The 12,701-nt window shown below is 65.1% G+C and carries 10 protein-coding genes; 9 read left to right on the forward strand and 1 reads right to left on the reverse strand.

Annotated elements, in window-relative coordinates; genetic code table 11:
- The 8 genes from rpoB (at position 1) to EOHIBHHM_RS04370 (ending at position 9,549) form a co-directional block, all read left to right on the forward strand.
- On the forward strand, positions 1-1,827 hold the full coding sequence (gene rpoB, locus EOHIBHHM_RS04335; RefSeq protein ID WP_497254971.1) for a DNA-directed RNA polymerase subunit B: 1,827 nt from the start codon (positions 1-3) through the stop codon (positions 1,825-1,827).
- Between the two features lie 21 nt (positions 1,828-1,848).
- The gene (locus tag EOHIBHHM_RS04340) at positions 1,849-4,776 is read left to right on the forward strand and encodes a DNA-directed RNA polymerase subunit A' (RefSeq protein WP_497256908.1); all 2,928 of its coding nucleotides are present in this window, start codon (positions 1,849-1,851) and stop codon (positions 4,774-4,776) included.
- Positions 4,769-6,037 (forward strand): DNA-directed RNA polymerase subunit A'', encoded by a 1,269-nt coding sequence (gene rpoA2, locus EOHIBHHM_RS04345; protein ID WP_497254973.1) that lies wholly within the window; start codon positions 4,769-4,771, stop codon positions 6,035-6,037. Before EOHIBHHM_RS04340 ends, rpoA2 begins: the two co-directional genes overlap by 8 nt.
- Complete coding sequence (locus tag EOHIBHHM_RS04350; RefSeq protein WP_497254975.1) at positions 6,038-6,457, forward strand: NusA-like transcription termination signal-binding factor; 420 nt, start codon at positions 6,038-6,040, stop codon at positions 6,455-6,457. It abuts the gene before it with no gap.
- Between the two features lie 195 nt (positions 6,458-6,652).
- Positions 6,653-6,823: a hypothetical protein gene (locus EOHIBHHM_RS04355; RefSeq protein WP_170864726.1), complete on the forward strand. Its 171-nt coding sequence runs from the start codon at positions 6,653-6,655 to the stop codon at positions 6,821-6,823.
- A 325-nt stretch (positions 6,824-7,148) separates the two neighbouring features.
- On the forward strand, positions 7,149-7,577 hold the full coding sequence (locus tag EOHIBHHM_RS04360) for a 30S ribosomal protein S12 (protein WP_089693839.1): 429 nt from the start codon (positions 7,149-7,151) through the stop codon (positions 7,575-7,577).
- Complete coding sequence (locus EOHIBHHM_RS04365) at positions 7,577-8,191, forward strand: 30S ribosomal protein S7 (protein ID WP_497254978.1); 615 nt, start codon at positions 7,577-7,579, stop codon at positions 8,189-8,191. Before EOHIBHHM_RS04360 ends, EOHIBHHM_RS04365 begins: the two co-directional genes overlap by 1 nt.
- A gap of 98 nt (positions 8,192-8,289) precedes the next feature.
- The gene (locus EOHIBHHM_RS04370; protein WP_497254980.1) at positions 8,290-9,549 is read left to right on the forward strand and encodes an MFS transporter; all 1,260 of its coding nucleotides are present in this window, start codon (positions 8,290-8,292) and stop codon (positions 9,547-9,549) included.
- Here the strand turns inward: EOHIBHHM_RS04370 and EOHIBHHM_RS04375 are convergent.
- Entirely contained in the window at positions 9,519-10,280 is a 762-nt protein-coding gene (locus tag EOHIBHHM_RS04375) for a DUF5781 family protein (protein WP_497254982.1), read from the reverse strand. The genes EOHIBHHM_RS04370 and EOHIBHHM_RS04375 overlap by 31 nt on opposite strands.
- A gap of 161 nt (positions 10,281-10,441) precedes the next feature.
- On the opposite strand from EOHIBHHM_RS04375, the gene EOHIBHHM_RS04380 reads away from it, so the two are divergent.
- Positions 10,442-12,625 (forward strand): elongation factor EF-2, encoded by a 2,184-nt coding sequence (locus tag EOHIBHHM_RS04380; protein ID WP_497254984.1) that lies wholly within the window; start codon positions 10,442-10,444, stop codon positions 12,623-12,625.
- The last annotated feature ends 76 nt before the right edge of the window (positions 12,626-12,701 follow it).

Raw genomic sequence — 12,701 nt, forward strand, 5'->3', positions numbered from 1 at the left:
ATGGCTCAGGCACGAGAGGCGAAAGTCTACGTCAACGGGAGCTTGGTCGGGACGCATCCGGACCCGAACGAGCTCGCAGCACAGATTCGAGAAGCACGACGTCGCGGCGACGTCAGTCAGATGGTGAACGTCTCGGTCAAAGAGCGCACCCGCGAAGTCATCGTCAACGCCGACGCGGGCCGTGCTCGCCGACCGCTCATCGTCGTCGAAGAGGGCCAGCCGCTGCTCGGTGACGAGGAGATCGAGGCCGTCGACAACGGCGAACTGGAGTTCGAGGACCTCGTCGAACGCGGCTACGTCGAGTTCATCGACGCCGAAGAGGAAGAGGACATCTACGTCGCCGTCGACGAAGACGAGGTCTCCGAGGACCACACGCACCTCGAGATCGACCCGCAGCTCATCTTCGGTATCGGTGCCGGGATGATCCCCTACCCCGAGCACAACGCCTCGCCCCGCATTACGATGGGCGCAGGGATGATGAAGCAGTCGCTCGGACTCCCCTCGGCGAACTACCGTATCCGCCCGGACACGCGTCAGCACCTGCTGCACTACCCGCAGCTGTCGATGGTGAAGACGCAGACGACCGAGCAGATCGGCTTCGACGAGCGCCCCGCGGCACAGAACTTCGTCGTCGCGGTCATGTCCTACGAGGGGTTCAACATCGAGGACGCACTCGTCATGAACAAGGGGTCGGTCGAGCGCGCGATGGCTCGCTCGCACTTCTTCCGGACCTACGAGGGCGAGGAACGTCGCTACCCCGGTGGGCAGGAAGACCGCTTCGAGATCCCGAGTCAGGACGTCCGCGGTGCACGCGGCGAAGACGCGTACACGCATCTCGACGACGACGGCCTCGTGAACCCCGAGACCGTCGTCGACGAGAACTCCGTCCTCCTCGGCAAGACGTCGCCGCCGCGGTTCCTCGAGGAGCCGGACGACATGGGCGGGCTCTCGCCGCAGAAACGTCGCGAGACGTCCGTCACGATGCGCTCCGGCGAGGACGGCGTCGTCGACACCGTCACGCTGATGGAGGGCGAGGACGGCTCGAAGCTCTCGAAGGTGAGCGTCCGCGACGAACGGATCCCCGAACTCGGAGACAAGTTCGCGTCGCGACACGGTCAGAAGGGTGTCGTCGGTCACCTGGCACCCCAGGAGGACATGCCGTTCACCGAACAGGGCGTCGTCCCCGACCTGGTCATCAACCCGCACGCGCTGCCGTCGCGGATGACGGTCGGTCACGTGCTGGAGATGCTCGGCGGCAAGGTCGGTGCCCTCGAGGGGCGCCGCGTCGACGGGACCGCCTTCCAGGGCGAATCGGAGGAAGAGCTCCGTGACGCGCTCGAAGACCACGGGTTCAACTCCGCCGGGAAGGAGGTCATGTACTCCGGCGTGACCGGCGAGAAGGTCGAGGCGCAGATCTTCCTCGGCATCATCTTCTACCACAAGCTGTACCACATGGTGAGCAACAAGCTGCACGCCCGTTCGCGCGGGCCGGTGCAGGTGCTCACTCGCCAGCCCACCGAGGGGCGCGCCCGCGAGGGTGGGCTCCGTGTGGGTGAGATGGAGCGTGAGGTGCTCATCGGTCACGGTGCGGCGATGGCCCTCAAGGAGCGGCTGCTCGACTCCTCGGACCGCGAAGAGGTGTACGTCAGCGCCGACACCGGGATGGTGGCGGTCGAAGACAGAGAGCAGCGCCGGATCTACGACCCCATCACCGGGGACGAGGACAACATCCACAAGATCGAGGTCAGCTACGCGTTCAAACTCCTGCTCGACGAGATGAAGGCGCTCGGCATCCGACCGAAGATCGAACTGGAGGACGCAGTCTAAGCGGAGGTATCACGAATGTCAATGCAGACACCCAAAGAGATCGGCGGCATCCAGTTCGGGTTGATGGACCCGGAGACGTATCGCGACATGTCCGCCACGAAGGTCATCACGGCGGACACGTACGACGACGACGGCTACCCAATCGACATGGGGTTGATGGACCCGCGGCTGGGCGTCATCGACCCGGGGCTGGAGTGCCGCACCTGCGGGCAGCACTCGGGGTCGTGTAACGGCCACTTCGGCCACATCGAACTCGCCGCCCCGGTGATCCACGTCGGCTTCACGAAGCTCATCCGTCGCCTGCTGCGGTCGACCTGCCGCGACTGCGGTCGACTCGCACTGACGGCGGAGGAGCAGGAGGAGTACCACGAGAAGCTCCAGCGGACGAAAGAGCTCGGCGAGGACTGGAGCGACGTGATGAAGGCTGCAGTCCGGCAGGCCCGCAAGGCCAAGCGATGTCCCTACTGCGGCTCGCCGCAGCACGACATCAAACACGAGAAGCCGACCACCTACTACGAGGTCCAGGACGTCCTCTCGGGCGACTACTCGGAGCTCATCGCACAGGCGATGCAGCCGGACCCCGACGACGAGGACGACGAGGGGATGTCGCCGCAGGCGCTCGCCGAGAAGACCGGCATCGACCTGCAGCGCGTCAACGAGATCATGTCCGGGTCGTTCCGTCCGCGGAAGGACGACCGCAAGGCGCTGGAGAAGGCGCTCGACGTCGACCTGACCGAGGAGGACATGAACAAGCTGATGCCCTCGGACATCCGCGACTGGTTCGAGGACATCCCGGACGAGGACCTCTCTTCGCTCGGTATCGACCCGAGTCGGTCCCGGCCGGAGTGGATGATCCTGACCGTCCTGCCGGTGCCGCCGGTGACGGCCCGTCCGTCGATCACGCTGGACAACGGCCAGCGCTCCGAGGACGACCTGACCCACAAGCTGGTCGACATCATCCGCATCAACCAGCGGTTCATGGAGAACCGCGAGGCCGGTGCGCCCCAGCTGATCATCGAGGACCTGTGGGAGCTGTTGCAGTACCACGTCACCACGTTCATCGACAACGAGATCTCCGGGACGCCGCCGGCACGTCACCGCTCCGGTCGCCCGCTGAAGACGCTCTCTCAGCGCCTGAAGGGCAAAGAGGGTCGCTTCCGTGGCTCACTCTCGGGGAAGCGTGTCAACTTCTCGGCGCGGACCGTCATCTCGCCGGACCCGACGCTCAGCCTGAACGAGGTCGGCGTCCCCGAGCGCGTCGCACGGGAGATGACGCAGACGATGAACGTCACCGAGCGCAACATCGAGGAGGCCCAGCAGTACGTCCGTAACGGCCCCGAGGGCCACCCCGGCGCCAACTACGTGAAACGACCCGACGGTCGCCGCCTGAAGGTGACCGAGAAGAACTGCGAAGAGCTCGCAGAGAAGGTCGAACTCGGCTGGGAGGTCAACCGCCATCTCGTCGACGGCGACATCGTCATCTTCAACCGGCAGCCGTCGCTGCACCGGATGTCGATCATGGCGCACGAGGTCGTCGTGATGCCGTACAAGACGTTCCGACTGAACACCGTCGTCTGCCCGCCGTACAACGCAGACTTCGACGGCGACGAGATGAACATGCACGCGCTGCAGAACGAGGAGGCTCGCGCGGAAGCGCGCGTCCTCATGCGCGTGCAGGAACAGATCCTCTCGCCGCGCTTCGGTGAGAACATCATCGGCGCGATCCAGGACCACATCAGCGGGACGTACCTCCTCACGCACGAGAACCCGCACTTCACGGAGACGCAGGCGCTTGACCTGCTGCGTGCGACGAGCGTCGACACGCTCCCCGACCCGGACGGCGAGGAAGGGGGCGAACCGTACTGGACGGGTCACTCCATCTTCTCGGAGCTCTTGCCCGACGACCTCTCGCTCGACTTCACGAGTTCGACCGGCGACGACGTCAAGATCGTCGACGGCCAGCTCGTCGAGGGGACGATCGACGAGGACGCGGTCGGAGCGTTCGGCGGGGAGATCGTCGACACCATCACGAAAGTCTACTCGGAGACGCGCGCTCGCATCTTCGTCAACGAGATCGCCTCGCTGGCGATGCGTGCCATCATGCACTTCGGATTCTCCATCGGGATCGACGACGAGTCCATCCCGCCGGAGGCCAACGAGCAGGTCGACGAGGCGATCGAGAACGCCTACGAGCGGATCCAGGAACTCATCTCGACGTACGAGGCGAACGAACTCGAGTCGCTGCCGGGTCGGACCGTCGACGAGACGCTCGAGATGAAGATCATGCAGACGCTCGGGAAGGCCCGCGACTCCGCGGGTGAGATCGCCGACGACCACTTCGGCGACGACAACCCGGCGGTCATCATGGCTCGCTCGGGTGCCCGTGGATCGATGCTCAACCTGACGCAGATGGCCGGCTGTGTCGGCCAGCAGGCAGTTCGGGGCGAGCGCATCAACCGCGGATACGAGGACCGAACGCTCAGCCACTACAAGAAGAACGACCTCTCGGCGGAGGCACACGGGTTCGTCGAAAACTCCTACCGTGGCGGGCTGACGCCGCGTGAGTTCTTCTTCCACGCGATGGGTGGCCGCGAAGGGCTGGTCGACACGGCAGTCCGTACCTCGAAATCCGGCTACCTGCAGCGTCGGCTCATCAACGCGCTCTCGGAGCTCGAAGCGCAGTACGACGGCTCGGTGCGCGACACGTCGGGCACCATCGTCCAGTTCGAGTTCGGTGAGGACGGGACGAGCCCGGTGAAAGTCTCCTCGAGCGAGGACGGCGACGTCGACGTCGAGCAGATCGCCGACCGCATCATCGAGTCGGAGTTCGACAGCGAGGCACAGAAAGAGCGGTTCCTCGGCCGACGCGAGCCGCCGACGAACCTCTCGGAGCACGCCGGTCCCGGTCGGAACAAGGCGATGGGGACGGAGGTGGAGTCCGATGACTGAAGACGCAAAAAGCGTCAATCAGCTGGTCGGAGAGTACGAGCACGTGACCGAGGATATCGCGCTCGTGGTCGAAGACACCGAACTGCCGCGCCGGCTGAAGACGCGCGTCTACAAGACCATCGAGAGTCGCGAGGGGCTCGTGACGCCCGAGCAGGCAAACGAGATCGCCGAGGCGGTCGAGAACCGGTACATCGACACCCGCGTCGATCCGCTCGACCCCGTCGGCACCGTCTCCGCGCAGTCGATCGGCGAACCGGGGACGCAGATGACGATGAACACGTTCCACTACGCCGGTGTGGCCGAGATCGACGTCACGCAGGGGCTCCCCCGGCTCATCGAACTGGTCGACGCCCGGAAGACGCCGGACACGCCGATGATGACCGTCCACCTCGAGTCCGCCGAGCAGAACGAGGCGGACGTTCCCTACGCGACGGACCGCGAACGAGCCCACGAAGTCGTCTGGGACATCGAGGCGACGAAGATTCTCGCACTCGGTGACGTGTCGACGAACGTCGCCGACATGCTCGTCCAGATCGACCTCAACGACGACACGCTGGCCGAGCGGTGGCCGCGTGCGAACAACGTCACCGAGGTCGCCCAGGAGATCGCAGAGACCATCGAGGACGCTCTCGGTGTGAAGACCCGACAGGACGGCACCGTCATCGAGTTCGGCCCGGATCAGCCGAGCTACCGCCAGCTGCTCCAGCTGGTCGAACAGCTCCGCGAGATCACGTTCAAGGGGATCGAAGAGATCAGTCGCGTCGTCATCCGGAAAGAGAAGACCGACGACGGCGACGAGGAGTTCGTCCTCTACACCGAGGGATCGGCGTTCGGCGACGTGCTCACCATCGAGGGTGTCGACGCCTCGCGGACGACGTGTAACAACATCCACGAGGTGTACCGCGAACTCGGCGTCGAGGCCGCCCGCGAGGCGATCATCGAAGAGACGATGGACACGCTGCGCGAGCAGGGGCTCGACGACGTGAACATCCGCCATCTGATGCTCGTCGCGGACATCATGACGAACCGCGGTACCATCGAATCCATCGGCCGTCACGGAATCTCCGGCAGCAAGGACTCGGTGCTGGCACGTGCGGCGTTCGAGGTCACCGTCAACCACCTGCTCGACGCCGCCATCCACGGCGAGAGCGACGATCTGGACGGCGTCATCGAGAACGTCATCGTCGGCAAACCCGTCGCCATCGGCACGGGCGACGTCGACCTGAAGATGGGGTCGTTCAGCGCGACGTCGGACGACTAGATGAAGGTCACGCTGTCGGACGAAGCGATGCGGCTCATCGGCCTCTTCGACGAGTTGGCGGAGGTCAGCGCCAAGGACTGCCTCGTCGACGACGACCGGGTGGTCATCCTCGTCCCCGCCGGCGAGATGGGGAAGGCGATCGGACCGGCCGGGAAGACGGTCAAACGGTTCGAAGAGCGCGTCGGCAAGACCGTCGAACTGGTCGAGGACGCCGACACGCCGGAGGCGTTCGTCGCCAGCGCGCTCGCACCGGCCGCGATTCGACACGTCACGATCTCCGAGCAGGACGACCGTGTCGCCTACGTCGAGGTCGAGGAGGCCGACCGCGGCGTCGCCATCGGGAAGGGTGGCGCGAACATCCAGACCGCCCGCACGTTGGCCCGTCGGCACTACGACATCGACGACATCCAACTGACGTGACGGCGGTCCGTCCGACTGCGAACCGCCGTTCGTTCCGGTGCAAGACGACACTCGCAACCGAGTGAATCGCCGGGTAAGGACATCCTAACCGACGAAACTCGGCGCGACGCGGTCGAAAACGACCGCTTACCGGCGCGCGGCCGTCGAACGTTTATCTAACTGATAACTAAACCGATATAGAGCGTTCTGCGGGGTATGTCACAGCCTCCAGTCCCCATCTCGTGTCCCTCGTGCGACGTCGACCTGCCGGCGACGCTCGCGGTGGCCGACGGGGGAAGTCCCGAACTCGGCGACACCCTCTACGGCGAACCGGTCACCTGCGAGCACTGTGCCGCGGAGTTCGAGGTGCTGTTCTATCTCGAGTGAGCGGGTTGTCGGAGCCGATAGTAACGAGTGCACGTCATCACACCCCGACCGGCTGCCGTCGTGCGGTCGGGTGTGGGGACAGTTGCACGAGCGACGATAGCGGTGTTCGTCGACCCTGCGCCGACGAACGACCCGAGCGACTCACGACGGTTCGTATCACGGCCTGTGCAGGCCGTTCGTTCCCTCTACTCTCCTGAGCGGTCGTAACTCGAATCGCTGAGACGCCCTCAGAACCGAGTAGCGGGGTGAAAGAAGGAATCTGAGGCCGTTTCTCCCGGCGCGAAAAGGGAGGCTTAAGTAGCTCCATCCGGAACTCACGTTCACTATGGCGAACGGTAAGTACGCAGCACGCAAACTCAAACAGGACCGTCAGAGTCACCGATGGTCCGACTCGAAGTACGCGCGCCGTGAGCGCGGCCTTCGCAAGAAGTCCGACCCGCTGGAGGGTGCACCGCAGGCCCGCGGTATCGTCCTCGAGAAGGTCGGAATCGAAGCAAAGCAGCCCAACTCGGCGATCCGAAAGTGCGTCCGTGTCCAGCTTATCAAGAACGGTAAGCAGGTCACCGCCTTCTGTCCGGGTGACGGTGCGATCTCCTTCATCGACGAACACGACGAGGTCACCATCGCCGGGATCGGTGGCGCGAAGGGTCGCGCGATGGGCGACCTCTCGGGTGTCAACTACAAAGTCGAGAAGGTCAACGGTGTGTCGATGATCGAACTCGTGCGCGGTAACGCGGAGAAGCCTGTCCGATAATGTCCGAGAGCGAAGCCCCCGAGCCGGAGTCCCCGGCCGACAGCGACGAAGCGGAGTCGAACGCACAGCTCTTCGGCGTCTGGGACGTCTCGGAGATCGAGTACGCCGACCCGAGCACCCAGCGCTACCTGAACGTGACCCCCATCGCGCACACGATGGGCCGTCACGCCTCCAAGCAGTTCAAGAAGTCCGAGATCAGCGTCGTCGAGCGCCTCGTCAACCGTCTGATGCAGACGGAGGACAACACGGGCAAGAAGCAGAAGACGCTGCAGATCGTCCGCGACGCCTTCGAGATCGTCCACGAGCGCACCGAGGAGAACCCGGTGCAGGTGCTCGTGACGGCCATCGAGAACGCCGCACCGCGCGAGGAGACCGTCCGCCTGAAGTACGGTGGCATCTCCGTCCCGAAGGCCGTCGACGTCGCCCCGCAGCGTCGCGTCGACCAGGCCCTGCGCTACCTCGCAGAGGGAACCCAGTCCGGTTCGTTCAAGTCGAAGACGAGCGCCGCCGAGGCGCTCGCCCAGCAGCTCGTCGGTGCCGCCAACTACGACGTCCAGACGTACGCCATCTCCCAGAAGGAAGAGCGCGAACGCGTCGCCGCCGCGGCCCGCTAAGCAGTTCTTCTCTCTCTTTCGACGCCGACTCCCGCGAGCGGCGGCACTGAAATTCGCTTCAGCGAGTACTTTTCCGTTCAGTCGCCGAACCGTCGCGTATGACCGCGGGCGGGCGTCTCGTCACTCGCTACTACCTGTATCAGGCGACGCGGTCGGCCGGGTTCATCTACCCGGTGTTCACCCTGTTTCTCCTCCGGACGCTCTCGTTCACGGAGGTCGGACTGCTCGGCGCACTCTCGTCGGCGGTGGTCGTGCTCAGCGAGGTTCCGACCGGATACGTGGCCGACCGACTCGGTCGGCGGGCGAGTCTCGTCCTGTCGGTCGTGTTCACGGTGCTCTCGCTCGCCGGGTTCGTCGTGTTCCAGTCGTTCGTCGCGTACGCGGTCCTCTACGTGTTGTGGGCGCTCGCTCAGACCTTCGTCTCCGGGAGCGCCGACGCGTGGCTGTACGAACGGCTGGAAGAGCAGACCGACCCCTCGGCGTTCACCCGCGTTCGGGGCCGAGGCGAGTCGGTGATGCGAACGACGTCCGTCGCGACGATGCTCGCCGGTGGCGTGTTGTACACCCTCGACCCGAGGTTCCCGTTCGTCGCGTCGGTCGCACTCAACGCGCTGGGTCTGGTCGTGCTGGCAAGCTTTCCGAGTCCCGACCGGGCGGCGGCCAGTGGGCACGTCACCGCGACCGATACTCTCACCGTCGTCCGCAAGCGGTTCACGCGACAGCCGATGCTGTCGGTCGTGCTCTACGCGAGTCTCTTCTTCGCCGTCGTCAGCACCGGAGACACCTACATCCAGCCCGTGGCGAGAACGCTCTTCGAGCGGACGCTCTCGTCGGGTGTGAGTGGGCTCGGAGCACTTCCCGAGAGTGTCCTCCTCGGTGTTCTCTATGCGGCGTTCACCGGCGTCTCCGCCGTGGCGAGTTATCACGCAGGGACGCTGGAAGCGACACTCGGGTTCCGGGACGCGCTGCTCGTCGTCTCGCTCGGGACGGCGGGACTCTTTCTCCTCCCGCAGTGGATCCTTCTCGCGTCGCTGCCGATGTTCGTCGCACTGCGCGGGTCGACGACGCTCTTGTCGCCGCTCGTCAACGGGTTTCTGAACGGGCAGATAGAGACAGTCGGGCGGGCGACGACGCTGTCGGCGTTCTCGATGGTGACCCGACTGGCCCGGATTCCGCTGGCGGTGTTGGCGGGCGTCGTCGGTGACGTGTACGGCGAGACGACGTCCGTCGCAGTGCTCGGTGGGGTGTTCCTCGTGGCTGCAGCGATCGTGTGGGGAGTGCGGACGGTCGGCGACGCTAAGCGTGTGGCGTCGCGAGCACAGGCGACTCAGTCGGCCGCCGGTGACGACCCCGAGTGAACCGCGTAGGCGCGGGTGACGTCGACGAGCGCCTTGCGGTAGTCGCTCTCGGAGGGGTCGGCGACGAGCGACTTGAACCGGCGTTTGAACGCGTCGACGTCGACGTCGGGGGCGTCGTCGCCGGCGACCGCCGCAAAGTCGTAGAGCGGGTGGGTCGGGTCGACGAGGTCGTGTCGCTCGACGAGCGCCAGCGCGAAGGCGGCGTTGACGGCGGTGATGTCGGGGTCGGCGGCGGCCGTCAGCCGCGTCCAGTCGGTCCGACCGGCCGCAGACGACCGGTCGGCGACGGCGGTGGCGAGTTGCGACTCGAGGAAGGTCAGGAGCTTGGTCGCCGGCGCCAACGAGAGCGTGATGTCGTCGGCGTAGATGTCCTTCATGTGGTTCGCGATCTGATAGCAGTGGGCCAGTTTGCGGCGCTCGACCGACCGTCCGGTGAGCGCGAGGAAGAGCACCTCGTCGATGGACTGGGTGTGTGAGGGGTGAGACTCCTCGTATCGGGCCATGTGGGCGAACTCGTGGAGGGCGAGTTCGCGTGCCATGACGCTCGTGGCGGCCTGTCGAGAGATGTTCAACACGTGGTGACCGTCGTAGTGGGCCGCCCACGTCCGTTCGTCGGGGTCGTCCCTGACGCGGACGCGAACCGGCCACTCGAGGTCGTACTCGGTCTCGAACAGGTCTGCCGCGCTGAGAAACGGGTCGGGGGCGGCGGCCCCCAGCACGCGCACGTCCATGTGTAGTGGTATCAAGTGGTACGGGGGTATGACTCTTGTGCCCGATGGCCTACCCCCGAATCGGGGGGCTCTCCGTTCGGTTTGCGCGGAATGTGTCACCGTGACGCTCGCTCGGCGGAAACACTACCCTTTTGACCCTCCTACCGGAAGGAATCAGTATAATGGGCCGACGAAAGAAGATTGTTCAAGAATGTGAGAAACTGATGGACAAGCCGGAGCAGATCCGGAACATCGCCATCGCCGCTCACGTCGACCACGGAAAGACGACCCTCTCGGACAACCTCCTCGCGGGCGCCGGCATGATCTCGGACGAGACGGCCGGCCAGCAGCTCGCCATGGACACGAAGGAAGACGAGCAGGAACGTGGGATCACCATCGACGCGGCGAACGTCTCGATGACTCACGAGTACGAGGACGAGAACCACCTCATCAACCTCATCGACACACCGGGCCACGTCGACTTCGGTGGCGACGTGACCCGTGCGATGCGTGCCGTCGACGGCGCGCTCGTGGTCGTCGACGCCGTCGAGGGCGCGATGCCCCAGACGGAGACGGTGCTCCGGCAGGCGCTCCGCGAGGGCGTCAAGCCCGCACTGTTCATCAACAAGGTCGACCGCCTCATCAACGAGCTCCAGGAAGGGCCCCAGGAGATGCAGGAGCGGCTCTTCGACGTCATCTCCGACGTCAACGAGCTCATCCGTGGCATGACCGAGGAGAAGGACTACGACTGGACGGTCTCCGTCGAGGACGGCACCGTCGCCTTCGGGTCCGCCCTCTACAAGTGGGGCGTCTCGATGCCGTCGATGCAGGAGACCGGCATCTCGTTCGGCGACATCATCGAGATGGAGCAGAACGACAAGCGGCAGGAGCTCCACGAGCGGACGCCGCTCTCGGACGTCGTGCTGGACATGGTCGCCGAGCACTTCCCGAACCCGCTCGACGCCCAGCCCCGCCGTATCCCCGCCGTCTGGCGTGGTGACGCCGAATCGGACATCGCGAGGCAGATGCGCGAGGTCGACGACGACGGCGACGTCGTCTTCATGGTGACCGACATCTCGATGGACCCCCACGCGGGCGAGATCGCGACCGGTCGCCTGTTCTCGGGGACCATCAAGAAGGGTCAAGAACTCTACGTCTCCGGCACCGCCAAGAAGAACCGCGTCCAGTCGGTTGGTATCTTCATGGGTGGCGAGCGCGAGGACCTCGACCGTGGCGTCCCCGCAGGCAACATCGCCGCCGTCACCGGTCTGCGCGACGCCATCGCCGGTTCGACCGTCTCCTCCGTCGAGATGACGCCGTTCGAGTCGATCGAGCACATCTCCGAGCCGGTCATCACGAAGTCCGTCGAGGCGACGAACATGGACGACCTGCCGAAGCTCATCCAGACGCTCCAGCAGGTCGCGAAGGAGGACCCGACCATCCGTGTGGAGATCAACGAGGACACCGGCGAACACCTCATTAGCGGACAGGGCGAGCTCCACCTCGAGGTCATCACGCAGCGTATTCAGAAGAACCAGGGTATCCCGGTCCACACCGGTGAGCCGATCGTCGTCTACCGCGAGGCCCCGACACAGAGCTCCCGCGAGGTCGAGGGCGTCTCCCCGAACCGCCACAACAAGTTCTACATCTCCGTCGAGCCGCTCTCGCAGGACATCGTCGACGACATCAAGATGGGGAACATCGCAAACGACATGCCCGAACTGGAGCGCCGCGAGGCGCTGCAGGAGGCTGGCATGGACAAGGACGCCTCCCAGAACTTCGAGCACATCTTCGGGACGAACGTCCTGCTCGACGAGACGAAGGGTATCCAGCACCTCAACGAGACGATGGAACTCGTCATCGAGGGGATGGAGGAGGCGCTCAACGACGGCCCGCTCGCCGCAGAGCCGGTCCAGGGTGCACTCCTCCGCCTCCACGACGCGAAGCTCCACGAGGACACCATCCACCGCGGTCCCGCACAGGTCATCCCCGCCGCTCGCGAGGCTGTCCACCGAGCGCTCATCGACGCGAAGGTGAAGCTGCTCGAACCCATCCAGAACGTCCGCATCGACGTTCCCTCGGACTACATGGGTTCGGCCTCCGGCGAGATCCAGGGTCGTCGCGGCCGCGTCGACGACATGTACCAGGAGGGTGACCTCATGGTCATCGAAGGTATCGCACCCGTCGAAGAGATGATCGGCTTCTCCTCGGACGTCCGCTCGGCGACCGAGGGCCGCGCCTCCTGGAACACGGAGAACGCCGGCTTCCGCGTCATGTCCGACAGTCTCCAGACGGACAAGATCATGGAGATCCGAGAGCGCAAGGGCATGAAGCTCGAACTCTCGCCCGCCGTCGACTACATCTAAGAGACGACGCACTCGTTTCCGTCTTCTGCGGTTCTTTTCTCCGCGTCGGCCAGCGTCGGCCACCTCGATGGAAACG

The organism is Halogranum roseipondis, assembly GCF_059695585.1.